General features: G+C 73.2%; 23 protein-coding genes. 16 read left to right on the forward strand and 7 right to left on the reverse strand.

Annotated features, from left to right (window positions below; all coding sequences use genetic code 11):
• Window positions 1-152: 152 nt before the first annotated feature.
• Window positions 153-1,385 carry a radical SAM family heme chaperone HemW gene (gene hemW / locus ADL22_RS32740; protein ID WP_066988142.1) on the forward strand — a complete coding sequence of 411 codons (1,233 nt, stop codon included), beginning with the start codon at window positions 153-155 and terminating at the stop codon, window positions 1,383-1,385.
• A 150-nt stretch (window positions 1,386-1,535) separates the two neighbouring features.
• On the opposite strand, the gene ADL22_RS32745 is transcribed toward hemW, so the two are convergent.
• The 3 genes from ADL22_RS32745 to ADL22_RS32755 form a co-directional block, all read right to left on the reverse strand.
• Window positions 1,536-1,811, reverse strand: coding sequence for a DUF1876 domain-containing protein (locus ADL22_RS32745; protein WP_066988143.1), 276 nt, complete (start codon window positions 1,809-1,811; stop codon window positions 1,536-1,538).
• An 83-nt stretch (window positions 1,812-1,894) separates the two neighbouring features.
• A complete protein-coding gene (locus tag ADL22_RS32750) occupies window positions 1,895-2,725 on the reverse strand; it encodes a DUF3097 domain-containing protein (protein WP_066988144.1) in 831 nt (276 codons plus the stop codon).
• A 209-nt stretch (window positions 2,726-2,934) separates the two neighbouring features.
• The gene (locus tag ADL22_RS32755) at window positions 2,935-3,672 is read right to left on the reverse strand and encodes an MBL fold metallo-hydrolase (protein WP_066988145.1); all 738 of its coding nucleotides are present in this window, start codon (window positions 3,670-3,672) and stop codon (window positions 2,935-2,937) included.
• A gap of 265 nt (window positions 3,673-3,937) precedes the next feature.
• On the opposite strand from ADL22_RS32755, the gene hrcA reads away from it, so the two are divergent.
• The 4 genes from hrcA to ADL22_RS32775 all read left to right on the forward strand — a co-directional run bounded on the left by hrcA (window position 3,938) and on the right by ADL22_RS32775 (window position 8,055).
• Window positions 3,938-4,954, forward strand: a complete 1,017-nt coding sequence (gene hrcA, locus ADL22_RS32760; RefSeq protein WP_066988180.1) for a heat-inducible transcriptional repressor HrcA — start codon at window positions 3,938-3,940, stop codon at window positions 4,952-4,954.
• Window positions 4,955-6,091: a molecular chaperone DnaJ gene (dnaJ, locus tag ADL22_RS32765; RefSeq protein ID WP_066988147.1), complete on the forward strand. Its 1,137-nt coding sequence runs from the start codon at window positions 4,955-4,957 to the stop codon at window positions 6,089-6,091.
• 144 nt (window positions 6,092-6,235) lie between these two features.
• On the forward strand, window positions 6,236-7,315 hold the full coding sequence (locus ADL22_RS32770) for a nitronate monooxygenase (protein ID WP_066988148.1): 1,080 nt from the start codon (window positions 6,236-6,238) through the stop codon (window positions 7,313-7,315).
• Window positions 7,312-8,055 carry a 16S rRNA (uracil(1498)-N(3))-methyltransferase gene (locus ADL22_RS32775; RefSeq protein WP_066988149.1) on the forward strand — a complete coding sequence of 248 codons (744 nt, stop codon included), beginning with the start codon at window positions 7,312-7,314 and terminating at the stop codon, window positions 8,053-8,055. The genes ADL22_RS32770 and ADL22_RS32775 overlap by 4 nt, the downstream gene beginning before the upstream one ends.
• Window positions 8,056-8,105: 50 nt before the next feature.
• On the opposite strand, the gene ADL22_RS32780 is transcribed toward ADL22_RS32775, so the two are convergent.
• Complete coding sequence (locus ADL22_RS32780; RefSeq protein ID WP_066988151.1) at window positions 8,106-8,537, reverse strand: OsmC family protein; 432 nt, start codon at window positions 8,535-8,537, stop codon at window positions 8,106-8,108.
• Between the two features lie 220 nt (window positions 8,538-8,757).
• Between ADL22_RS32780 and ADL22_RS32785 the strand changes: the two genes are divergently transcribed.
• Both ADL22_RS32785 and ADL22_RS32790 read left to right on the forward strand, forming a co-directional pair.
• Window positions 8,758-9,117, forward strand: a complete 360-nt coding sequence (locus ADL22_RS32785; RefSeq protein WP_066988153.1) for a histidine triad nucleotide-binding protein — start codon at window positions 8,758-8,760, stop codon at window positions 9,115-9,117.
• Between the two features lie 6 nt (window positions 9,118-9,123).
• The gene (locus ADL22_RS32790; RefSeq protein WP_066988155.1) at window positions 9,124-10,029 is read left to right on the forward strand and encodes a ribonuclease Z; all 906 of its coding nucleotides are present in this window, start codon (window positions 9,124-9,126) and stop codon (window positions 10,027-10,029) included.
• Between the two features lie 74 nt (window positions 10,030-10,103).
• On the opposite strand, the gene ADL22_RS32795 is transcribed toward ADL22_RS32790, so the two are convergent.
• Entirely contained in the window at window positions 10,104-10,922 is an 819-nt protein-coding gene (locus ADL22_RS32795; RefSeq protein WP_066988157.1) for an HAD family acid phosphatase, read from the reverse strand.
• Window positions 10,923-11,234: 312 nt separating this feature from the next.
• Here ADL22_RS32795 and ADL22_RS32800 point away from each other — a divergent pair, with 312 nt between their 5' ends.
• Window positions 11,235-12,320, forward strand: a complete 1,086-nt coding sequence (locus ADL22_RS32800) for an S-(hydroxymethyl)mycothiol dehydrogenase (RefSeq protein ID WP_066988160.1) — start codon at window positions 11,235-11,237, stop codon at window positions 12,318-12,320.
• Window positions 12,320-12,949 (forward strand): MBL fold metallo-hydrolase, encoded by a 630-nt coding sequence (locus ADL22_RS32805; protein ID WP_066988162.1) that lies wholly within the window; start codon window positions 12,320-12,322, stop codon window positions 12,947-12,949. The genes ADL22_RS32800 and ADL22_RS32805 overlap by 1 nt, the downstream gene beginning before the upstream one ends.
• A gap of 241 nt (window positions 12,950-13,190) precedes the next feature.
• On the opposite strand, the gene ADL22_RS32810 is transcribed toward ADL22_RS32805, so the two are convergent.
• Both ADL22_RS32810 and ADL22_RS32815 read right to left on the reverse strand, forming a co-directional pair.
• Window positions 13,191-13,724, reverse strand: coding sequence for a CbrC family protein (locus ADL22_RS32810; protein WP_066988164.1), 534 nt, complete (start codon window positions 13,722-13,724; stop codon window positions 13,191-13,193).
• Between the two features lie 250 nt (window positions 13,725-13,974).
• A complete protein-coding gene (locus tag ADL22_RS32815) occupies window positions 13,975-15,315 on the reverse strand; it encodes a 6-phospho-beta-glucosidase (protein WP_066988166.1) in 1,341 nt (446 codons plus the stop codon).
• Window positions 15,316-15,403: 88 nt separating this feature from the next.
• Here ADL22_RS32815 and ADL22_RS32820 point away from each other — a divergent pair, with 88 nt between their 5' ends.
• From ADL22_RS32820 to era, 7 genes are all read left to right on the forward strand, one after another.
• Window positions 15,404-16,576 (forward strand): carbohydrate kinase family protein, encoded by a 1,173-nt coding sequence (locus ADL22_RS32820; protein ID WP_066988168.1) that lies wholly within the window; start codon window positions 15,404-15,406, stop codon window positions 16,574-16,576.
• A 187-nt stretch (window positions 16,577-16,763) separates the two neighbouring features.
• A complete protein-coding gene (locus ADL22_RS32825) occupies window positions 16,764-17,765 on the forward strand; it encodes a PhoH family protein (protein ID WP_066988170.1) in 1,002 nt (333 codons plus the stop codon).
• A gap of 40 nt (window positions 17,766-17,805) precedes the next feature.
• A complete protein-coding gene (ybeY, locus tag ADL22_RS32830; RefSeq protein WP_066988172.1) occupies window positions 17,806-18,303 on the forward strand; it encodes an rRNA maturation RNase YbeY in 498 nt (165 codons plus the stop codon).
• Window positions 18,304-18,314: 11 nt separating this feature from the next.
• On the forward strand, window positions 18,315-19,634 hold the full coding sequence (locus ADL22_RS32835) for a hemolysin family protein (RefSeq protein ID WP_066988174.1): 1,320 nt from the start codon (window positions 18,315-18,317) through the stop codon (window positions 19,632-19,634).
• Between the two features lie 587 nt (window positions 19,635-20,221).
• Window positions 20,222-21,148 carry a helix-turn-helix transcriptional regulator gene (locus ADL22_RS32840; RefSeq protein ID WP_066988176.1) on the forward strand — a complete coding sequence of 309 codons (927 nt, stop codon included), beginning with the start codon at window positions 20,222-20,224 and terminating at the stop codon, window positions 21,146-21,148.
• A 37-nt stretch (window positions 21,149-21,185) separates the two neighbouring features.
• Window positions 21,186-21,560, forward strand: coding sequence for a cytidine deaminase (locus ADL22_RS32845; protein WP_079064614.1), 375 nt, complete (start codon window positions 21,186-21,188; stop codon window positions 21,558-21,560).
• 101 nt (window positions 21,561-21,661) lie between these two features.
• Window positions 21,662-22,609 (forward strand): GTPase Era, encoded by a 948-nt coding sequence (gene era, locus ADL22_RS32850; protein ID WP_420711622.1) that lies wholly within the window; start codon window positions 21,662-21,664, stop codon window positions 22,607-22,609.
• Window positions 22,610-22,995: the final 386 nt, after the last annotated feature.

Genomic DNA, 22,995 nt, shown 5'->3' on the forward strand with positions numbered 1-22,995 from the left:
GCCGTAGGGGGCGCTCGAACGGAGCCCGTAGGGGACACGAAGCCCCCCTGCGGGGCCCCAACCCAGCCGGACCGGCGAGTATTCCCAGCGCCCCAGGCCCCCAGCACGCGCCCCGACCCACCCACCGCCCCGCATGCCGGACAATGGACCCCATGCCTTCCGCACTGCCAGACGGTGAGCCGATGCCCGAGGACGGGGCGCTGCCCCGCCATGCGCTGACCGGCGCCGCCGAGCGCCCCCTCGGCTTCTATCTGCACGTGCCGTACTGCGCCACCCGCTGCGGCTACTGCGACTTCAACACCTACACCGCCAGCGAGCTGCGCGGCCCCGGCGGCGCCCTGGCCTCCCGCGAGACCTACGCCGACACCCTCATCGAAGAGGTCAGGCTCGCCCGCAAGGTCCTGGGCGACGACCCCCGCCCCGTACGGACCGTCTTCGTCGGCGGCGGCACCCCCACCCTGCTGCCCGCCGCCGACCTCGGGCGGATGCTGGCCGCGCTGCGCGACGAGTTCGGCCTGGCGCCCGACGCCGAGATCACCACCGAGGCCAATCCGGAGTCCGTCGATCCCCGCTACCTCGCCGAGCTGCGCGCGGCCGGCTTCAACCGCGTCTCGTTCGGCATGCAGAGCGCCCGGCAGCACGTCCTGAAGATCCTCGACCGCACCCACACCCCGGGCCGCCCGGAAGCCTGCGTCGCCGAGGCCCGCGCGGCCGGCTTCGACCACGTCAACCTCGACCTGATCTACGGCACCCCCGGCGAGTCCGACGACGACTGGCGCGCCTCCCTGGAGGCCGCCACCGGCGCCGGTCCGGACCACATCTCCGCGTACGCGCTGATCGTCGAGGAGGGCACCCAGCTGGCCCGCCGGATCCGCCGCGGCGAGGTCCCGATGACCGACGACGACGTGCACGCCGACCGCTACCTCCTCGCCGAGGAGCACCTCACCGCCGCCGGCTACTCCTGGTACGAGGTCTCCAACTGGGCCACCACCGAGGCCGCCCGCTGCCGCCACAACGAGCTGTACTGGACCGGCGCCGACTGGTGGGGCGCCGGGCCGGGCGCGCACAGCCACGTCGGCGGCGTCCGCTGGTGGAACGCCAAGCACCCCGCCGCCTACGCCCAGGCGCTCGCCGAGGGCCGTTCACCGGGCGCGGGCCGGGAGGTGCTGGCCGAGGAGGACCGCCGCGTCGAGCGGATCCTCCTGGAGCTCCGCCTGGTCGCCGGCTGCCCCCTGGACCTGCTCGCGCCCGCCGGCGCCCGCGCGGCCGCCCGCGCCCTGGCGGACGGCCTCCTGCAGCCGGGCCCCTACGAGGCCGGCCGGGCCGTCCTGACCCTCCGCGGCCGCCTCCTGGCCGACGCGGTCGTACGCGACCTGGTGGACTGACCCCGGCGACCTCAACCGACGGCCCGACCGGAACCGACCGCCGCCCGGCGGACCGGGGCGGCGCACCGCGCCACGCCCCGTGGCCCGATAGCCACCGCCCCCGGGGCGCGTCAGCCCACGCCCCCGCTCAGTGCGTCAACGGCCCCTGGCTCAGTGCGTCAACGGCCGCGACGTGCGCCCCGACGCCGTGTCGATCTCGTCATGCGCCTTGGTCAGCAGCTGCATCGCCAGGTCGTTGAGGGCCCTGGCCCCCGCGACCTCCTCGCCGACCCGGGGCTGATTCCCGTCGGCCGGGTGGCGGGTGGCATCACCATGGGCCCGCACCTCGGTCCCATCGGGCAGCCGCACCATCGCGGCGGCCCGGGTGCGGTGGGTGTCCTCCTCGAATTCCAGCTCGACATGCCATCCGACAGCGGTCTTCAACATGGCGGTCACCTCCGGAATCGCTGCTACCAGAGTGCGCTCACCACCGCCACCGCGCACCACAGGAAACGGCCCGCCCCGCCCCGCTACGCCCCCGGCGCCGTCACGAAGTCGATCAGCTCCTCCACCCGCCCCAGCAGCGCCGGCTCCAGATCCTTGTAGGACCGCACCCGGGACAGGATCCGCTGCCAGGCGGCACCCGTGTTCTCCGGCCAGCCCAGCGCCCGGCACACCCCGGTCTTCCAGTCCTGGCCGCGCGGCACCTCCGGCCACGCCGCGATCCCCACCGACGACGGTTTCACCGCCTGCCAGACGTCGATGTACGGGTGGCCGACGACCAGCGCGTGCGCCCCGGTGACCTGCGCCGCGATCCGGGACTCCTTGGAACCGGGCACGAGGTGGTCCACCAGGACACCGAGGCGCGCGTCCGGCCCCGGGGCGAAGGCGTCCACGATCGCCGGGAGGTCGTCGATGCCCTCCAGGTACTCCACCACGACCCCCTCGATCCGGAGGTCATCGCCCCAGACCCGCTCCACCAGCTCGGCGTCGTGCCGGCCCTCCACGTAGATGCGCCCGGCCCGCGCCACCCGGGCGCGCGCCCCGGGGACCGCGAGCGAACCGGACGCCGTCCGCGCCGGCCCGCTCGGCTCCGGCCGGCTGCGCGGCCGTACGAGGGTGACGGGCCGCCCCTCCAGGAGGAAGCCGCGCGGCGCCATCGGGAACACCCGCCGCTTCCCGAACCGGTCCTCCAGGGTGACGGTCAGACCCTCGGCGGTCTTCTCGCAGCCGATGACCGCCCCGCAGTAGCCCGTCGTCACCTCCTCCACGACCAGCCCGGCGTCGGCCGGCACCTCGGGCACCGGCTTCGGCTTCTTCCAGGGCGGAGTGAGATCGGAGCTGTACTGCCTGCTGCGCATACGTCTGCTTCCCTACGGACGGGTCCTGTTCCCCTGAGGGGACGGTTCTGACTGCTTTCCTACGGACGGTGCCGGAAGACTCGTACCGGTCCGGAAGACTCGTACCAGTAATGGCCGGGCGCGTACGAGCGGCACCGGTAGGGACGAGTAGGGGCGAGCGCCACCGGGCGCGTACGGGTGCGGCTCGTCCCGGAGACGCCCGTCCGCCCCTACACCGCCCCCGCCACCCCGAACCGCCCCGCCAGCGCCTCCCGCTGCGCCCGCACGAAGGCCGCGTCGACCACCGCCCCGTGCCCCGGTACGTACCGCGCGTCCTCGCCGCCCAGGGCCAGCAGCCGGTCCAGCGCCGCCGGCCAGCGGCGGGGCACGGCGTCCGGGCCCGCCTGGGGTTCGCCGGACTCCTCCACCAGGTCGCCGCAGAAGACGACCTCCCGTTCACCGGGGCCGCCGGGCACCAGGACGGCCAGGTCGTGCGCGGTGTGCCCGGGGCCCACGTTGGCCAGCAGCACCTCGCGGTCCCCGAGGCGGACGGTCAGCTGGCCGTGCACATGGTGGTGCGGGGAGACGAGCAGGTCGGCGGCCTCGGCGGCGGCGTCCCGGTCCACGCCGTGCCGGACCGCGTCGTGCCGCAGCGCGTCCTTGCCGTGCCGCAGCAGCTCGCCCACCCCGGCCGCGCCGAACACCTCCACGCCCGCGAAGGCCGCCGTCCCCAGGACGTGGTCGAAGTGCGGATGGGTCAGCGCGATATGCGTCACATCGCGGCCGAGCACCGCGCGGACCGTCCGCCGCAGCTCCGCGCCGTCCCGGAGGGTCGGACCGGTGTCGACGAGCAGTACGCCGCCGGAGCCGGCGACCACCCCGACCGTCTCGTCCCAGCCGGGCATCCGGCGGCGGGCGACCCCCGTGCCGAGCCGCTCCCAGCCCGCCTCTTCCCACGTCGTACGCATACCGAGAAGCTAGCGTCCCGGCGAGGGCGGTGCCCGGCGGCCGGCGGGAACGGCGACCGGGCGGCGCCCGCGCGCGCCCCGAACGCGCCCGGCGGCGGGCCCCGGCACGGGTCGCGGGCGGCGCCACGGGGTAAGGGACCGGTGCGCCCGCCCTTGCCGTATCCGCGCCGCCCGGCCGTACACTGGCTCCGGGTCTGGCACTCGGCCCATGTGAGTGCCAGAGAAGGTGACGACACGGCGGGACGGCCGAGTGGAGGTGCGCGGGATGCTCAGTGAACGCAGGCTCGAAGTGCTGCGCGCCATCGTCCAGGACTACGTCGGGACGGAGGAGCCGGTCGGCTCCAAGGCGCTCACCGAGCGGCACAAGCTGGGCGTCTCCCCGGCCACCGTACGCAACGACATGGCCGCCCTGGAGGACGAGGGCTACATCGCCCAGCCGCACACCAGCGCCGGGCGCATCCCGACCGACAAGGGCTATCGCCTCTTCGTCGACAAGCTCGCCGGGGTGAAGCCGCTGTCCGGCCCCGAGCGCCGCGCGATCCAGAATTTCCTCGACGGCGCCGTCGACCTGGACGACGTGGTGGGCCGCACGGTCCGGCTGCTGGCGCAGCTGACCCGGCAGGTCGCCGTGGTGCAGTACCCGTCCCTGACGCGCTCCACGGTCCGCCACGTCGAGCTGCTGGCGCTGGCCCCGGCCCGGCTGATGCTGGTGCTGATCACCGACACCGGACGGGTCGAGCAGCGGCTGGTGGACTGCCAGACGCCGTTCGGCGAGACGTCCCTGGCGGACCTGCGGGCCCGGCTCAACAGCCGGGTCGTCGGCCGCCGTTTCGCGGACGTCCCGCAGCTGGTGCAGGATCTTCCGGAATCCTTCGAACAGGACGACCGCGCCACCGTCTCGACAGTACTGTCGGTGTTGCTGGAGACTCTGGTGGAGGAGACCGAAGAGCGGCTGATGATCGGCGGCACCGCCAATCTCACGCGCTTCGGGCATGATTTCCCCCTGACCATCCGGCCGGTGCTGGAAGCCCTTGAGGAGCATGTGGTGCTGCTCAAGCTGCTGGGGGAGGCCAAGGACTCGGGCATGACCGTACGGATCGGGCATGAGAATGCTCACGAGGGCCTGACGTCCACCTCGGTCGTCACCGTCGGCTACGGTTCGGGCGACGAAGCCGTCGCGAAATTGGGCGTGGTCGGACCGACCCGCATGGACTACCCCGGAACGATGGGAGCGGTACGCGCAGTGGCACGTTACGTCGGACAGATCCTGGCGGAGTCGTAAGTGGCGACGGACTACTACGCGGTCCTGGGCGTGCGGCGGGATGCCTCGCAGGACGAGATCAAGAAGGCGTTCCGGCGGCTGGCCCGCGAGCTGCACCCGGACGTGAATCCCGACCCGAAGACCCAGGAGCGGTTCAAGGAGATCAACGCCGCTTACGAGGTGCTGTCGGACCCGCAGAAGAAGCAGGTCTACGACCTCGGCGGCGACCCGCTCTCGCAGTCCGGCGGGGCCGGCGGCGCGGGCGGCTTCGGCGCGGGCTTCGGGAACTTCTCCGACATCATGGACGCCTTCTTCGGCACGGCCTCGCAGCGCGGCCCGCGCTCGCGGACCCGCCGCGGCCAGGACGCCATGATCCGCCTCGACGTGGAGCTGAGCGAGGCCGCGTTCGGGACGACCAAGGAGATCCAGGTCGACACCGCCGTGGTCTGCACGACCTGCAGCGGCGAGGGCGCGGCGCCCGGCACCTCCGCGCAGACCTGCGACATGTGCCGCGGCCGCGGTGAGGTCTCGCAGGTCACCCGGTCCTTCCTCGGCCAGGTCATGACCTCCCGGCCCTGCCCGCAGTGCCAGGGCTTCGGCACGGTCGTCCCCACACCGTGCCCGGAGTGCGCCGGCGACGGGCGGATCCGCTCGCGCCGCACCCTGACCGTCAAGATCCCCGCCGGTGTCGACAACGGCACCCGCATCCAGCTGGCCGGCGAGGGCGAGGTCGGCCCCGGCGGCGGCCCGGCCGGCGACCTCTACGTGGAGATCCACGAGCTGCCCCACCCGGTGTTCCAGCGGCGCGGCGACGATCTGCACTGCACGGTCACCATCCCGATGACGGCGGCGGCGCTGGGCACCAAGTGCCCGCTGGAGACGCTGGACGGCATGGAGGAGGTCGACGTCCGGCCCGGTACGCAGTCCGGCCAGTCGATCCCGCTGCACGGCCGCGGTGTGACGCATCTGCGCGGCAACGGCCGGGGCGACCTGATCGTCCACGTCGAGGTGCAGACGCCCAGCAAGCTCGACCCCGAGCAGGAGGAACTCCTCCGCCGCCTCGCCAAGCTGCGCGGCGAGGAACGGCCCCAGGGCCAGTTCCAGCCCGGGCAGCAGGGGCTGTTCTCGCGGCTGAAGGACGCCTTCAACGGGCGGTAGGGGCTCGCCCCGGTAGCGGCCGGGGGTCCGGGGGTTGTCCCCCGGGTGGGCACAGCGCGTTACCGGCGGGGCCGGGCCGGGGCATCCCCCGGCCCGGCCCCGCCCCGTTTCGGGCCCCGGCGCCCGGCGTGACACGATGTGGGCATGCCCACCGCGCTCACCGATCTGTGCCGCTATCCCATCGTGCAGGCCCCGATGGCGGGCGGCGGTTCCGGCCCCGAGCTGGCCGCCGCCGTCTGCGAGGCGGGCGGCCTCGGCTTCCTCGCCGCCGGCTACAAAACCGCCGACGGCATGTACCAGGAGATCAAACGGCTGCGCGCGCTGACCGGCCGCCCCTTCGGCGTCAACCTCTTCATGCCGCAGCCGCCGCTGGCCGACACCTCCGCCGTCGAGGTCTACCGCGAGCAGCTGGCCGGCGAGGCCGCCTGGTACGACACCGAGCTGGGCGATATCAACGGCTCCAGCGACGACGGCTACGAGGCCAAACTCGCGATCCTCCGCGACGACCCCGTACCGCTGGTCTCGTTCACCTTCGGCTGCCCCACCCGCGCGGTCCTCACCGCGTTCGCCGAGCTGGGGACGTACACCGTCGTCACCGTCACCACCGCCGCCGAGGCGCAGGACGCGCAGCAGGCGGGCGCGGACGCGGTGTGCGTGCAGGGCGTCGAGGCCGGCGGCCACCAGGGCACCCACCGGGACGACCCGCACGCCGACGGCACCGGTTCCGGGCTGGGGCTGCTGGCCCTCATCGGGCAGGTGCGGGAGGCCGTGCGGATCCCGGTGATCGCCGCGGGCGGGCTGATGCGCGGCGCGCAGATCGCCGCGGTGCTGGCCGCCGGCGCGTCGATGGCCCAGCTGGGCACCGCGTTCCTGGCCACCCCGGAGTCCGGCGCCAACCCGCTGCACAAGCAGGCGCTGACCAACCCCCTGTACACACATACCGAGTTGACCCGGGCGTTCTCCGGGCGGCCGGCCCGCGGCCTGGTCAACCGCTTCCTGCGGGAGCACGGCCCGTACGCCCCCGCCGCCTACCCGGCCGTGCACTACCTCACCTCCCCGGTCCGCAAGGCCGCCGCCAAGGCCGGCGACGCCCAGGGCCTCAACCTCTGGGCGGGGCAGGGCCACCGGCTCGCGCGGGAGATGCCCGCCGGGCAGCTGGTGGCGGTGCTGGCGGCCGAACTGGACGCCGCGCGCGCCGCGTTGGGGGCAGGTGGGGCGCTGTGACCGCGCCCGTCTTCCTCGTCGACGCGCTCGACGGCGTACGGGCCGGCGGCACGGTGACCCTGGACGGCCCCGAGGGGCGGCACGCGGTGTCGGTGCGGCGGCTGCGGGCCGGTGAGGACATCGTGCTGACCGACGGCTCCGGGACGGGCGCGGAGGGCACGGTCGCCGCCGTCGAGGGCAAGGACCGGCTGATCGTCGCCGTCACCCGCCTGCGCACCGAGGAACCGCCGTCGCCCACGATCACCGTCGTCCAGGCGCTCCCCAAGGGCGACCGGGGCGAACTGGCGGTGGAGACCATGACGGAGACCGGCGTGGACGCCATCGTGCCGTGGCCGGCGGCGCGCTGCGTCACCCAGTGGAAGGGCGAACGGGCCGCGAAGTCACTGGCCAAGTGGCGGGCGACGGCCCGGGAGGCGGGCAAGCAGTCGCGCCGGCTGACCTTCCCCCGGGTCGCCGACCCGCTGACGACCAAGCAGGTGGCCGCGCTGCTCGCGGACGCCGACTTCGCCGCCGTCCTCCACGAGGAGGGCAGCACGCCGCTGGCCACCGCCGAACTCCCCGCCCAGGGCTCGATCGTGCTCGTCGTCGGCCCCGAGGGCGGCGTCGCCCCGGAGGAGCTGACGCTCTTCGCCGAGGCCGGCGCCAAGCCGTACCGCCTGGGCGCGTCCGTCCTGCGGACCTCGACGGCCGGGACGGCGGCCACCGCGCTGCTGCTGGGGCGTACGGGGCGCTGGAGCTGAGTTCGGGGCCGGCCGGGCCGTCAAGGGCGCCGGCCGGCCCCCGGCTTCCCTCAGGGCAGCAGCTCGGCGTTCAGCTGGATGTTCTTGACGCCCGCCAGCGCCTGGCTGACCGGGCAGTTCTTCTTGGCGTCCTCGGCCGCCGCCTGGAAGTCCTCCTCCGACAGGCCGGGCACCCGGGCCTTGACGGTCAGCACGATGCCGGTGATGCCCTCGCCCGGCTGGAAGGTGACATCGGCCCGGGTGTCGACGCTCTCCACGGTGTGGCCCTTGCCGGCCAGGCCGTGCGAGAAGGCCATGGAGTAGCAGGACGAGTGGGCCGCGGCGATCAGCTCCTCCGGGCTGGTCCGGCCGCCCGGCTCCTCCGAGCGGGCGGGCCAGCTCACCTCGTAGCTCCCGGCCTTGGAGGATTCCAGGGCGACGGTGCCCTTGCCCTGGAGGAGGTTGCCTTCCCAGTGGGTGGCGGCGGTGCGCGTGGTTGCCATGGTGCGTACTCCCGTTCGCGGGGCCAATGCGGTCTGAGCGCCCAGCTTAGGGCGGCCCGGCCGCGAAGCGCGGGACCGCACGGGCCGGACCGGGGGGCCGCCGGGCCGGGCATCGCGGGACGGCCCGGCCCCCGGGGCCCGCAGGGGTGATCGGCTAGCATCCGGAGGGCGTGCGCACCGTGCGTACGCCGCATGCCGCGCGACCCGGGAGGAGCCACCGGTGGCGGGAGAACCGCAGGCCGACTGCCTGTTCTGCAAGATCGTGGCGGGGGAGGTGCCGGCGACGATCGTCCGCGAGACCGACACCACCGTCGCGTTCCGCGACATCAACCCCCAGGCCCCGACGCACATCCTGGTGATCCCCAAGGCCCACCACCCCAACGCCGCGGCGCTCGCCGCCGCCGAGCCGCAGGTCATCGCCGACATACTGTGCGAATCCCGCGAGATCGCGGCCGCGGAGCAGATCGAGGAGACCGGCTACCGCGTCGTCTTCAACACCGGCGCCGGCGCCGGCCAGACCGTCTTCCACGCCCATCTGCACGTCCTCGGGGGCCGCGGCCTCCAGTGGCCCCCCGGGTAACGAGCCATGTCGGTACGTGAACTGGTCGTCCTCGGAACCGCCAGCCAGGTTCCCACCCGGCACCGCAACCACAACGGCTACCTGCTGCGGTGGGACGGCCAGGGGCTGCTCTTCGACCCCGGGGAGGGCACCCAGCGGCAGATGCTGCGGGCCGGCGTCGCCGCCCACGACATCAACCGGATCTGCGTCACCCACTTCCACGGCGACCACTCGCTGGGCCTGGCCGGGGTGATCCAGCGGATCAACCTCGACCGGGTGCCGCACCCGGTCACCGCCCACTACCCCGCCAGCGGCGAGCGGTTCTTCGAGCGGCTGCGCTACGCCACCGCCTACCGGGAGACGGTCCGCATCGCCCAGCGCCCGGTGGCCGCCGACGGCGAACTGGACCGCGCCGAGGGCTACGTCCTCCAGGCGCGCCGCCTCTCGCACCCCGTCGAGTCGTACGGCTACCGCCTCACCGAGCCGGACGGCCGGCGGATGCTGCCCGAACGGCTCGCCGCCCGCGGCATCACCGGCCCGGACATCGGCCGCCTCCAACGGGACGGCGAACTGAACGGCGTCACCCTGGACGAGGTCAGCGAGGTCCGGCCCGGACAGAGCTTCGCGTTCGTCATGGACACCCGGCTGTGCGACGGCGTGCACGCGCTCGCGGCGGGCGCGGACATGCTGGTGATCGAGTCGACGTTCCTCGACGACGACGTCCAACTCGCCGAGGAGTACGGACACTTGACGGCAGGTCAGGCCGCGCGGGTGGCGGCCGAGGCGGGCGTGCGGCACCTCGTCCTGACGCACTTCTCGCAGCGCTACGCCGACCCCGAGGACTTCGCGCGGCAGGCCCGCGCGGCCGGCTACACCGGCGAACTCACCATCGCCCGGGACCTGATGCGGGTACCGCTCCCCAAGAGGCGCTGAGCCGCCCCGGCGCCCCTGAGCCGCGCCCCGGCGCCCCTGGGGAGCGCCGGGGGCCGCGCGCCCTGACGGGGGCCTTACGGCAGGTAGTACATCGGGTTCGGCAGCTTGAACGTGCGCTGGGCCGCCCCGCCCGCCAGGTCGCTGTACTGGTCGCCGAAGTTGGCGACGATCCGGTAGCCCAGCGACTCGATGTGCTTCCGGGTGCCCGACTTGAAGCCGATGGTCGAACAGGTCGTACCGCACGGCAGGTAGTCCGCCGGGTGGTCCTTGTCCTTCAGGAAGACGTGCGCGCGGTCCAGCGGGACGTCGTAGCCGACGTTCTTGAGGTTGCGCACGCTCCAGTCGCGCTGCGCCTCCTTGCGGCCGGTCACGAAGAAGACCTCGGCGCCCTTGGAGTGCGCCCAGTTGACCAGGTCGTTCATGCCGAAGACCGGGGCCATGTCGGTGTGCTCGAGGTACTCATCCTGGGACTTCGGGGTGAAGTTGAAGCCGACCTTCAGCTCGTAGTTGTAGGTCAGCAGGGTGGTGTCGTCCATGTCCAGGACGATGGCCGGCTTGGCGTTCCCGCCCTTCCCGGCCTTCCCGCCTGTCTCGCCCTTCTTGGCCAGCGCGCCGGCCAGGTAAGTGCGCGCCTTGGCCTCGATGCCGCGGACCTGGCGGGCGTAGTTGCTGGTGGGCGAGGCGTAGTGCTCGCCGTCGGCCGCCACCGTGTCGCCGTAGTACGCCTTGATCTTGTCCTCGACCAGCGTGACGTTCGGGATCTCCTTGTCGGTGCGCGGTACGGAGTGCTCGGCGGTGGCCTGGCCGGCGGCGAACAGCGTGCTGCCGGCGACGAGCGCGGCGGCCACCGCCCCGCCGAGGCGGGCGCGTCGGGAGAGGGCGGGACGGGGCATGCGCGGCTCCTTGAGAAGCGGTCATGAACGGCCGGGGACGGTCATGAGGCGGACGGAAAACGTTCCGGTAGGTCTAACAGAGGCCGTGCGGCGGTATCTACGCGCGGAGATTAAAGGATTCGTAAAGGTGGGGCGAGAGGGGTTTGCTCAACTGGCTCCGAAGCCACAGCCCTTGCCGGCGTTCCCCCGGGGACCGGACCACCAGGGACGATCCCCCGCCCCCGGCCGCGCCGCCCGCGTCCGGTGTGGCACAACCCGGCGGCGGTGCGCCACAGTGGTCCCGTACGCGATCTTCGAAGAGGGGCGGTACCGATGGCACAGGAAGTGCGCGGCGTCGTGGCGCCGGGGAAGAACGAAGCGGTCCGGCTGGAGACCGTCGTGGTGCCCGATCCCGGGCCCGGCGAGGCCGTCGTGAAAATCCAGGCGTGCGGCGTGTGCCACACCGACCTGCACTACAAGCAGGGCGGGATCAACGACGACTTCCCGTTCCTGCTGGGCCACGAGGCGTCCGGTGTGGTGGAGTCGGTCGGCCCGGACGTCACCGACATCGCCCCCGGGGACTTCGTCATCCTCAACTGGCGGGCGGTCTGCGGCGCCTGCCGGGCGTGTCTGCGCGGACGGCCCCAGTACTGCTTCAACACCCACAACGCCCGGCAGAAGATGACCCTCACGGACGGCACGGAGCTGACCCCGGCGCTGGGCATCGGCGCGTTCGCCGAGAAGACGCTGGTCGCCGCCGGGCAGTGCACCAAGGTCGACCCGGCGGTCTCCCCGGCCGTCGCGGGCCTGCTGGGCTGCGGGGTGATGGCCGGGATCGGCGCCGCGATCAACACCGGCGGGGTCGGCCGCGGCGACTCGGTCGCGGTCATCGGCTGCGGCGGCGTCGGCGACGCGGCGGTGGTCGGCGCCCGGCTGGCCGGCGCGGCGAAGATCATCGCCGTCGACATCGACGACCGCAAGCTGACCACCGCCCGCACCATGGGCGCCACCCACACCGTCAACTCCCGCACCACCGACCCCGTAGAAGCCATCCGCGAACTCACCGGCGGCTTCGGCGCGGACGTCGTCATCGACGCGGTCGGCCGCCCGGAGACGTACCGGCAGGCGTTCTACGCCCGCGACCTGGCCGGCACCGTCGTCCTGGTCGGCGTCCCCACCCCCGAGATGACCCTGGAACTCCCCCTGCTGGACGTCTTCGGCCGCGGCGGCGCCCTGAAGTCGTCCTGGTACGGCGACTGCCTGCCGTCCCGGGACTTCCCGATGCTGATCGACCTGCACCAGCAGGGCCGGATCGACCTCGGCGGCTTCGTCACCGAGACCATCGGGATCGACGAGGTTGAGCGGGCCTTCGACCGGATGCACGCCGGCGACGTCCTGCGCTCGGTGGTGGTGCTGTGATGACCGCGCGCATCGACCACCTCGTCACCTCCGGGACGTTCTCCCTGGACGGCGGCACCTGGGACGTCGACAACAACGTCTGGATCGTCGGGGACGGCGCGGAGGCGATCGTCATCGACGCCGCGCACGACGCCGACGCCATCCTCCGCGCCCTCGACGGGCGCACCCTGCGCGCGATCGTCTGCACCCACGCGCACAACGACCACATCGACGCCGCGCCGGCGCTGGCCGCCCGCACCGGCGCGCGGATCCTGCTGCACGCCGACGACCTGCCGCTGTGGAAGCAGACCCACCCGGACACCGCGCCCGACGCGCATCTGTCGGACGGCCAGGTGCTGACCATCGCCGGAACGGACCTGACGGTGCTGCACACGCCCGGCCACGCGCCCGGCGCGGTCTGCCTCTACGCCCCCGACCTGAACACCGTCTTCACCGGCGACACCCTCTTCCGCGGCGGCCCCGGCGCCACCGGCCGCTCCTTCTCCGACTTCCCCACCATCATCGACTCCCTCCGCGACCGCCTCCTCCCCCTCCCCCCGGACACCCTCGTCCGCCCCGGCCACGGCGACCCCACCACCATCGGCACGGAAGCCCCTCACCTGGCGGAGTGGGTGGCTCGGGGGCACTGAGGGGGCGTGCCGGGGGGGAGGGTGGGGCCCGTAGGGGGCGTGCGAACGGATCCCGTAGGGGGCGCGAGGCCCCCCTGCGGGCCCCAACGCGCCGCCGGGGGGCGGCTATTCCCGAGGAGAGGGAGGGGCGACCTCTCCGGCGGTGCTGTGCTGTGCGGTGGCCTTACGGGTCATCTGATGTGGCGTGTTCTGCCCCTCAGCACCCCCCCGGTCCCCGACGACTCGCCCGAGCAGGCGACTTCTAGGACGCGTCGGTGTAGGCGAGATGGGTGCCGCAGACGGTGCAGCGGAAGAGCATGGCGGTTGCCCCGACGCCCAGGTGGGTCAGGAAGTGCTCAAGCTGCTTTTCGTCGTGCCAGCCGTCGAGGCGCATGTCGGTCCGCAGCTGGTCGAGGGCTTCGGGACGCGCCGCCAGCTCGGTGTACCCGACTTCGCCCACGAAGGCGGCCGCGTCCTGGCAGTGGACGAGCCAGTGCGGGTCCTGCCAGGCGTGGAAGCCAGGGGTGCGGCGAGTGACTTCGTGCAGAACGTCCTCGCTGACGCCGTCGAGCCCGTAGGAGTCGGTGAATTCACCCGCGAAGCGTTCGGCCGCGCTCCCGTCTGCGATGCACCACGGGCAGAAGCGTCCATCGACCTCGTGCGCGGTGTAGAAGGTGGCCGTGTAGATCCATCCCCTGTCGCGCTTGCAGCAGTCGCACGTCTCGGCGGCCACGCGGATGGACCCGCTCGCCAGAGGGTCCGGGTGATAGCGGAAGAAGGGCAGGCTCGTACTCACCGCCGGCTCCCGACCTGCGCCCTGGTGGCCATGCCTGGTGATCCCATGGAGAGCAGTCTGCTGGCGGGCAGGTCCTCGATCAAGCGCGGCCTCGGACTCCTCGCGGCCCAGCCAATTGGGACGCGTTGCCAGGGGATGCCCGAACAGCCCGTAGGGGGCGCGAGGCCCCCCTGCGGGGCCCCAACGCGGCGCAGGGGAGCGGGTATTCCCGGGCGGGGATTCCCGGGGCGGGCGGGGAGGAAGGCCCCCGCTACGCCCCCTCTGCCGCTCGTTCGAGGATGTGGGAGGCGACTGTGGCGGAGTCGACCAGGGGGTGGAGGGCGAGGGCGCGGAGGGCGGCGTCGCGGTCTTTGTAGAGGGCGGCGTCGATGGTGGCGCGTTCGACGGACTTGATCTGGAGCATGAGGCCCAACTGGTCTTCGCGGAGCGGGGTGCAGGGGAGGGGGCGGGCGCCCTGGGAGGTGACCTCGCAGACGGTTTCGACGATCGCGTCGGGGGCGAGTTGCGGGACCGTGGTGCCGTTGCGGACGTTGAGGATGAGACGGCGGCCCGAGTTGCCGGCGATGGCGTGCATCAGGGCCAGCGCCACCCGGTCGTAGCCGCCGCCCTCCAGGTCGTGGCTGTCCCGCTGCCAGCCGCCGGTCGCCTCCCGGCTGTGCGCCATGTACGTCTCCTCGCGCTCCAGCCGGGTGCGCTCCCACAGCTCGTACACCGCGTCCGGTGAGCCGGCCGCGGCGGCGCGTTCGAAGAAGCCGCCCTGCTGGTGGTCGAGGAATTCGCCGCGGGTCTGGGCCGTGTCCTGTATGGAGTGCAGGGTCTCGCGGCGGAAGTAGTAGTAGTGCAGGTATTCGTTGGGGAGGGCGCCCAGGACGCGCAGCCATTCGGCGCCGAAGAGGCGGCCTTCCTCGAAGGAGCCGAGGGCGGACTCGTCGGCCAGGAGGGCGGGGAGCACGTCGGTGCCGTCCACGGTCAACGACCGCAGCCAGCCGAGGTGGTTGAGGCCCACGTAGTCGTAGCCGGAGCGGGCCGGGTCCTTCAGGGCCGCCGGGTCGGCGCCGGCCGCCCGGGCCGCGCGGCGCACCAGCCCCACGGGCGAGTCGCAGATGCCGATGACCCGGTCGCCCAGCACCTGCGCCATCGCCTCGGTCACCATCCCGGCGGGATTGGTGAAGTTGATGACCCAGGCGCCCGGCGCGAGCGCCGCGACGCGTTCGGCGATGTGCAGCGCCACCGGGATCGTCCGCAGCCCGTAGAGGATCCCGCCCGCGCCGACCGTCTCCTGGCCCAGCACCCCTTCCGCCAGCGGGATCCGCTCGTCCCGGATGCGGCCCTCCGTGCCGCCGACCCGTATGGCGGAGAAGACGAAGTCGGCGCCCGTCAGCGCCGCGTCGAGCGATTCCGCCACCCGTACGGGTACCGGTGACGGACGGCCCTGTGCCAGCCGGGCCAGCACGCCGGAGATCACCGCGACCCGCGCGGGATCGGTGTCGTACAGCGTCAGCTCGGAGACCGAGCGGGCCGGATCGTCCAGGAGGGCGCGGTAGACCAGCGGCACCCGGAAGCCGCCGCCGCCGAGAATGGTGAGCCTCATGAGGCGGAACGTACCTCAGCATCAGGCACACTTGCGGCACGAGGTGCGTACGAGAGGGGCGAGCGCGGTGAACGCGAGCCGACGCGAGATGGAACCGCCTCCGGGGCCGGCCGCCGGGCCGCCGGGGCTCGATCCGCTGGCCGCGGTGCGCCGCGACGGCGATCCGCCCACCGACGTCTACCTCACCGGCACGGTCTTCCTCGACATCATCTTCACCGGCCTGGATTCCGCCCCGGTGCGCGGCACGGAATCCTGGGCGCGCGGGATGGGCTCCAGCCCCGGGGGCGTCGCCAACATGGCCACCGCGCTCGCCCGGCTGGGCCTGCGCACGTCGCTGGCCGCCGCGTTCGGCGACGACATGTACGGCGAGTACTGCTGGGAGGCGCTGGAGCGGGGCGAGGGCATCGATCTGGCGCTCTCCCGGAAGGTCCCGGGCTGGCACTCCCCGGTGACGGTCTCGATGGCCTACGAGGGCGAGCGCACGATGGTCTCGCACGGCCACGAGGCGCCGCCGCCCGAGCACGCCTTCGACGGGGAGCACGCCCCCGGCTGCCCGCCGCCGACCCGGGCCTGCGTCGCCTCGCTGGTCCCCGGCCGCCGCGAGGGCTGGCTGGGCTGCGCGGCCGGCCGCGGCAGCCGGATCTTCGCCGACGTCGGCTGGGACGACTCCGGCCGCTGGGACCCGGCCGACCTCGCGCACCTGGAGCACTGCGAGGCGTTCCTGCCGAACGCCGAGGAGGCGATGCGCTACACCCGCACCGACTGCCCCCGGGCCGCCGCCCGCAAGCTCGCCGACCTCGTACCGCTCGCCGTCGTCACGCTCGGTGCGGAGGGCGCGTACGCGGTGGATTCCGGCAGCGGCGAGACCGCCGAGGTGCCGGCGATCGCGGTGGAGGCGCTGGATCCGACCGGCGCCGGGGACGTCTTCGTGGCGGGCTTCGTCACTGGCACGCTGGCGGGCTGGCCGCTGGCGGACCGGCTGGCGTTCGCGGGGCTGAGCGCCGCGCTGTCGGTGCAGGAGTTCGGCGGGTCGCTGGCGGCGCCCGGCTGGGGCGAGATCGCCGCCTGGTGGTGCCGGGCGCGGACGCTGGGCACGGCGGCGGGGGACGCGCTGCGGAGCCAGTACGGCTTCCTGGACGCGGTCCTGGCGGGCGCCGGCGCCGGCCCCGGCTTCCCGGCCGTGCCCGATGACGCGGCGCCGTCCGCGTCCGCCCGGCTGGCCCGCGCGGTCCCGACGATCGGCTTCCGCCGGCCGGCGTAAGGGCCGGCGTGAGGGGCGGCGGACGGCGGCGGGGGCGGGCCCGGTCCGGCCCGGCCCGAAAAGCCGGACGGCTTGTCGGTGGCCCGTCGTACTCTGGTAGCGCAAGCAGCCGGTGCGGGCAGCGCTGCCGAGGTCCGCACGTGTGATGAGCAGAGGATGGGGGTTGAGCAGGCCACCCGGCCTACCCATGACGCAGACACCCACACGAGCGCAGGCGAGCGCCCAGTTCACGGTCCCGGCCAAGCACCCGATGGTGACGGTCCTGGGATCCGGCGACTCGCTCCTGCGTGTGATCGAGGACGCTTTTCCCGCCACCGACATCCACGTCCGGGGCAATGAGATCAGCGCGGTCGGCGACGCCCACGAGGTCGCCCTCGTCCAGCGCCTGTTCGACGAGATGATGCTGGTGCTCCGCACCGGTCAACCGATGACGGAGGACGCGGTGGAGCGTTCCATCGCCATGCTCCGCGCCGCGGAGAACGGCGAGGGCGGGGCCGAGACCCCGGCCGAGGTGCTCACCCAGAACATCCTCTCCAACCGCGGCCGCACCATCCGCCCCAAGACGCTCAACCAGAAGCGCTATGTCGACGCCATCGACAAGCACACCATCGTCTTCGGGATCGGCCCGGCCGGCACCGGCAAGACCTACCTGGCCATGGCCAAGGCCGTCCAGGCCCTCCAGGCCAAGCAGGTCAACAGGATCATCCTGACCCGCCCCGCGGTCGAGGCCGGCGAGCGCCTGGGCTTCCTGCCCGGCACCCTCTACGAGAAGATCGACCCGTATCTGCGCCCGCTCTACGACGCGCTGCACGACATGCTCGACCCCGATTCCATCCCGCGCCTGATGGCCGCCGGGACGATCGAGGTCGCGCCGCTGGCGTACATGCGCGGCCGGACGCTGAACGACGCCTTCATCATTCTCGACGAGGCGCAGAACACCAATCCCGAGCAGATGAAGATGTTCCTCACCCGGCTCGGCTTCGACTCCAAGATCGTCATCACCGGCGACGTCACCCAGATCGACCTGCCGGGCGGCACCAAGAGCGGCCTGCGCCAGGTCCGGGAGATCCTCACCGGCGTCGACGACGTCCACTTCTCCGAGCTGACCAGCAGGGACGTGGTCCGGCACAAGCTCGTGGGCCGTATCGTCGACGCCTACGAGAAGTACGACAGCCGCAACGGCCGGTAGCCCGCGCCGCACGACCAGAGAAGCGAGACCCACCCACCCCATGTCGATCGACGTCAACAACGAGTCCGGTACGGACATCGACGAGCAGGCGGTCCTGGACGTCGCCCGCTATGCCCTGGCCCGGATGCGGATCCACCCGCTGTCCGAGCTGTCCGTCATCGTCGTGGACGCCGAGGCCATGGAGCAGCTCCACCTCCAGTGGATGGACCTCCCCGGGCCGACCGATGTCATGTCCTTCCCGATGGACGAACTCCGCCCGCCGGCCAAGGACGACGAGGAGCCCCCGCAGGGTCTCCTCGGTGACATCGTGCTCTGCCCGGAGGTCGCCGCCCAGCAGGGCGCGGCCGCCCCGACGGCGCACAGCATGGACGAGGAGCTCCAGCTGCTGACCGTCCACGGCGTGCTGCACCTGCTCGGCTACGACCACGAGGAGCCCGACGAGAAGGCCGAGATGTTCGGGCTCCAGGCCGCGATCATCGACGGCTGGCGGGCCGAGCGGGGGATCACCGGCCCCTCGCCGGCCCCCACCGTGACCTGACGGAGCGCGCGATGACCACCCTGATCGCCGTCGCGGTCCTCCTCGTCGTGATCGCCTGGCTCGCCGCCTGCGCCGAGGCGGGCCTGACCCGGACGACGAGCTTCCGGGCCGAGGAGGCGGTCCGCTCCGGCCGCCGCGGCAGCGCCAAGCTCGCCGCGGTCGCCGCCGACCCCACCCGCTACCTCAACCTCGCGCTGCTGGTGCGGGTCGGCTGCGAGGTGGCCGCCGGCGCCCTGGTCACCTACGCCTGCCTGCGCTCCTTCGCCACCACCTGGCAGGCGCTGACCGTCGCCATCGCGGTGATGGTGCTGGTCTCCTACGTCGCCGTCGGCGTCTCCCCGCGCACCATCGGCCGCCAGCACCCGCTGAACACCGCCACCGCCGCCGCGTACGTCCTGCTGCCGCTGGCCCGGGTGATGGGCCCGGTGCCGCAGCTGCTCATCCTGCTCGGCAACGCCCTCACCCCCGGCAAGGGCTTCCGCAAGGGCCCGTTCGCCTCCGAGGCCGAACTGCGGTCCCTGGTGGACCTCGCGGAGAAGGAGTCGCTGATCGAGGACGAGGAGCGCCGGATGGTGCACTCGGTGTTCCAGCTCGGCGACACCCTCGTCCGCGAGGTGATGGTGCCGCGCACCGACCTGGTCTCCGTGGAGCGTTTCAAGACCATCCGCCAGGCCCTCACCCTGGCGCTGCGCTCCGGCTTCTCCCGCATCCCGGTCACCGGCGAGAACGAGGACGACATCGTGGGCGTCGTCTACCTCAAGGACCTCGCCCGCAAGGTCCACATCAGCCGGGACGCGGAGACCGAGCTGGTGTCGACGGCGATGCGCCCGGCGGTGTTCGTCCCGGACACCAAGAACGCCGGCGATCTGCTGCGCGAGATGCAGCGGGACCGCAATCACGTCGCGGTGGTGATCGACGAGTACGGCGGCACGGCCGGCATCGTCACCATCGAGGACATCCTGGAGGAGATCGTCGGCGAGATCACCGACGAATACGACCGGGAACTCCCGCCGGTGCAGGACCTCGGCGGCGGCCGCTATCGGGTCACCGCCCGCCTCGACATCGGCGCGCTGGGCGAGCTGTACGGCCTGGCGGAGCTGGACGACGAGGACGTGGAGACGGTCGGCGGGCTGCTCGCCAAGCAGCTGGGCCGGGTCCCGATCGCCGGCGCGACCGCCGAGATCGACCTCTCCGCCGACGCCTCCGACCCGGACCTCAAGGCGCTGCGGCTGATCGCGGAATCGCCGGCCGGCCGCCGCAACAAGATCGTCACGGTGCTCTGCGAACCGGTCCGGGCGGCGGACGCGGAGCGTGACGGCGCCGCCGGCTGACCGCCCCGGCCGCCACCGGACCCGGCAATTCCGGGACCGTTCCGCCCCATTCCGCCCGCTCGGCAACTGATCCCCAGTACACCGCAAATTTCCGCAAAGCCATTTCCGCCAGCCCTGGATTCCTTTCTCCACCCCATGGAAAGATCTTCGTGCCGGGCCGGAAAAGGCCCGGCACCGTGCGGCGAAAGGCAGCCGAACGGAATGCGCGAGAGGGGAATTCCGCGAGGGTGGCGAAAGCCCGGCGGAACGGCCCGGTGACGCGGTTCCGCCCCCTGCCCCGTAGCCGCCCGGCGGTCATGTGACGGACGTAGTGGACGTAGCCAACGCGACGTACGCGACGGACGTGACGGACCGCCGCATCCGCGATGACACCCGGCGAAGGCCGCGGACATCGCGCCCTCCGGGCACCGGCACCGCTGCCGGCTCACGGCGCACCGCGCTGCCCGGAAACGACGTCGGCTGAAGAGCCGGGTGCCCCGGCGCAGGGGAGCGGGGCAACCGGACTCTTCAGCCTTCGTGCGTTCCCCGCCCGGCGGCGGCCTATCGTGGTGCCCCACCGCCGCGCCGACCAGGGGGAACGGGCAGCCATGGACACCACCGCAGCCGCCGGCACCGACACCGATACCGACACCGCCGACGCGCGCCGCCGCCAGGAACTCCGCACCTTCCTGCGCGGCCGCCGGGCCCGGGTCACCCCGGCCGAGGCGGGCCTGCCCGACGGCGGCCGCCGCCGCACCCCCGGCCTGCGCCGCGAGGAGGTCGCGGTCCTCGCCGGCGTCGGCGCCTCCTGGTACCAGTGGCTCGAACAGGGCCGCGACATCACCGTCTCGCCCCAGGTCCTGGACGCGGTGGCCCGGGTGCTGCGGCTCACCGGCGCCGAGCGCCGCCACCTCTACGCGCTGGCCGGCCTGAACCCGCCGCCGCGCCGGGACGCCGAGGACGCCGAGGGCACCGAGCCCGGCCCCGGCGGCGTCGCCCCCGGCCTCCAGCGGCTCATCGACGCCTGGATGCCGTTCCCCGCGCACATCACCGACCCGTACTGGAACACCATCGCCTTCAACGAGGCGGCGCGGATCGTCCTCGGCCACGGCCGGCCCGGCGCGTCCCCGAACTGCCTGATCGCGTTCTTCACCGACCCCTTCTACCGTGCCCGGACGGTGAGCTGGGAGGCGAACGCGCCCCGGCTCGTCGCCCAGTACCGCGCGGCCAGCTCGGCCCGCCCCGGCGACGAGGGTTTCGCCGAGGTGATCCGGGAGACCGCCGCGCGCAGCGAGGAGTTCGCGGCGCTGTGGGCCCGCGGCGACGTCCAGGACGGCGGACAGCTGCTCAAGGAGATGGACCACCCGCAGGCCGGGGCGCTGCTCTTCGAGACCACCCAGCTCCAGGTCCCGGCCCGCCCCGACCTCAGCGTGATGCTGTACAACCCCTGCCCGGACACCGGCACCGCCGCCAAGCTGGAGCGGCTGACCTCGCCGGAGGGGCGGCGCGGCGGGATGTACCCGGTCGCCGGGTGAACGGGCCGCCCCGTACGCGCCGGTCCGGCCCCGTCATATGCTCGCCGGTATGACCGAAGCCGCACCGCTGGACCCCGAAGACCGCAAGATCATCACGCTCGCGCGCTCGGCGCGGGCCCGCAACGGCGTCCCCGAGGGCGCCGCCGTCCGCGACGAGACCGGCCGCACCTACGTCGCCGGCACCGTCGCCCTGGAATCCCTGCAGCTCAGCGCGCTCCAGACGGCCGTCGCCATGGCCGTCGCCAGCGGCGCTAAGTCCCTGGAGGCGGCGGCCGTGGTCACCGAGGCCGCGCAGGCCGCCGACGCCGACCGGGCCGCCGTCCGCGACCTCGGCGGCCCCGGCACCCCCGTCCTCGTGGCCGCCCCCGACGGCACCCTGCGCACCACCGTCCCGGCGGGCCCGGCGGCCTGACCCCTCCCGCCACCGGGCGGGGCGCCCGCGGCCCGGCGCGCCCCGCCCCCGGTACGACCGGAAGCCGCGGATGGTCGGAGTGGCGGCGGGGATCGGGGAGAATGGGCGCCATGAGCGTTCGCACAGAGTCCACCGCCCCGCACCGTGCCGGCTTCGCCTGCTTCGTCGGTCGCCCCAACGCGGGCAAGTCCACCCTCACGAACGCTCTCGTCGGCACCAAGGTCGCGATCACCTCCAACCGCCCGCAGACCACCCGCCACACCGTGCGCGGCATCGTGCACCGCCCCGACGCGCAGCTCGTCCTCGTCGACACCCCCGGCCTGCACAAGCCGCGCACGCTGCTCGGCGAGCGGCTCAACGACGTCGTGCGGACGACCTGGTCCGAGGTCGACGTGATCGGCTTCTGCCTCCCCGCCGACCAGAAGATCGGCCCCGGCGACCGCTACATCGCCGGCGAGCTGGCCGAGATCCGCAAGACCCCCAAGGTCGCCATCGTCACCAAGACCGACCTGGTCGACTCCAAGACGCTCGCCGCCCAGCTGATCGCCATCGACCGGCTCGGCAAGGAACTCGGCATCGAATGGGCCGAGATCATCCCCGTCTCCGCGGTCGGCGACAGCCAGGTCTCGCTCCTCGCCGACCTCCTCGTCCCCCTCCTCCCCGAGGGCCCGGCCCTCTACCCGGAGGGCGACCTCACCGACGAGCCGGAGCAGGTCATGGTCGCCGAGCTGATCCGCGAAGCGGCGCTGGAGGGTGTCCGCGACGAGCTGCCGCACTCGATCGCGGTCGTCGTCGAGGAGATGCTTCCTCGCGAGGACCGCCCCGCCGACAAGCCGCTGCTCGACATCCACGCCAACGTGTACATCGAGCGCCCCTCCCAGAAGGGGATCATCATCGGCCCCAAGGGCAAGCGGCTGAAGGAGGTCGGGACGAAGTCCCGCAAGCACATTGAGGCCCTCCTCGGCACGCCGGTGTTCCTCGACCTTCATGTGAAGGTCGCCAAGGACTGGCAGCGCGACCCGAAGCAGCTTCGCAAGCTAGGTTTTTAGGCTTCCCACGTTGTTGGCTTTCCCGCCGCGGGGGGCTTTCCTGTGCGCCTGCGGCGCATTGCTTGTATTCCGCTGCGCGGGGCTTTCGGGGTGCGGTGCCGGGTCTCCGGGGGTGGTGTGCCGGACTGCTTCGCTTTACGTCCGGCACACCACCCCCGGAGACCCGCCCCCTCCCGCCGGTGGGTGAGTTTCCAGGCCGGTGGGGCCTGGCGTGAGTGGGCTGGTGCGGCTCGTCTCGTTGAGGGTGAGCGCCCGGCAACCGATGACGAGCCGCACCGGCCCACCGGGACCAGCCCCAACGGACACGGAAACCCACCCCCCTCGGGAGGGGACGGGTCTGCGGGGTGGGGGTGTGCCGGACGTAAAGCGAAGCAGTCCGGCACACC

It is taken from the genome of Streptomyces sp. NRRL F-4489 (assembly GCF_001509485.1).
Lineage (GTDB): Bacteria > Actinomycetota > Actinomycetes > Streptomycetales > Streptomycetaceae > Streptomyces.

Coding starts and splice junctions, on each gene's coding strand:
- ADL22_RS32840 (WP_066988176.1), top strand. CDS start 20,222: ATGGACACCACCGCAGCCGCCGGCACCGACACCGATACCGACACCGCC.
- ADL22_RS32800 (WP_066988160.1), top strand. CDS start 11,235: ATGGCACAGGAAGTGCGCGGCGTCGTGGCGCCGGGGAAGAACGAAGCG.
- ybeY (WP_066988172.1), top strand. CDS start 17,806: ATGTCGATCGACGTCAACAACGAGTCCGGTACGGACATCGACGAGCAG.
- ADL22_RS32745 (WP_066988143.1), bottom strand. CDS start 1,811: ATGTTGAAGACCGCTGTCGGATGGCATGTCGAGCTGGAATTCGAGGAG.
- ADL22_RS32815 (WP_066988166.1), bottom strand. CDS start 15,315: ATGAGGCTCACCATTCTCGGCGGCGGCGGCTTCCGGGTGCCGCTGGTC.
- ADL22_RS32750 (WP_066988144.1), bottom strand. CDS start 2,725: ATGCGCAGCAGGCAGTACAGCTCCGATCTCACTCCGCCCTGGAAGAAG.
- ADL22_RS32805 (WP_066988162.1), top strand. CDS start 12,320: ATGACCGCGCGCATCGACCACCTCGTCACCTCCGGGACGTTCTCCCTG.
- ADL22_RS32795 (WP_066988157.1), bottom strand. CDS start 10,922: ATGCCCCGTCCCGCCCTCTCCCGACGCGCCCGCCTCGGCGGGGCGGTG.
- hemW (WP_066988142.1), top strand. CDS start 153: ATGCCTTCCGCACTGCCAGACGGTGAGCCGATGCCCGAGGACGGGGCG.
- ADL22_RS32780 (WP_066988151.1), bottom strand. CDS start 8,537: ATGGCAACCACGCGCACCGCCGCCACCCACTGGGAAGGCAACCTCCTC.
- hrcA (WP_066988180.1), top strand. CDS start 3,938: ATGCTCAGTGAACGCAGGCTCGAAGTGCTGCGCGCCATCGTCCAGGAC.
- ADL22_RS32845 (WP_079064614.1), top strand. CDS start 21,186: ATGCTCGCCGGTATGACCGAAGCCGCACCGCTGGACCCCGAAGACCGC.
- ADL22_RS32825 (WP_066988170.1), top strand. CDS start 16,764: ATGACGCAGACACCCACACGAGCGCAGGCGAGCGCCCAGTTCACGGTC.
- ADL22_RS32770 (WP_066988148.1), top strand. CDS start 6,236: ATGCCCACCGCGCTCACCGATCTGTGCCGCTATCCCATCGTGCAGGCC.
- ADL22_RS32755 (WP_066988145.1), bottom strand. CDS start 3,672: ATGCGTACGACGTGGGAAGAGGCGGGCTGGGAGCGGCTCGGCACGGGG.
- era (WP_420711622.1), top strand. CDS start 21,662: ATGGGCGCCATGAGCGTTCGCACAGAGTCCACCGCCCCGCACCGTGCC.
- ADL22_RS32790 (WP_066988155.1), top strand. CDS start 9,124: ATGTCGGTACGTGAACTGGTCGTCCTCGGAACCGCCAGCCAGGTTCCC.
- ADL22_RS32820 (WP_066988168.1), top strand. CDS start 15,404: ATGGAACCGCCTCCGGGGCCGGCCGCCGGGCCGCCGGGGCTCGATCCG.
- ADL22_RS32835 (WP_066988174.1), top strand. CDS start 18,315: ATGACCACCCTGATCGCCGTCGCGGTCCTCCTCGTCGTGATCGCCTGG.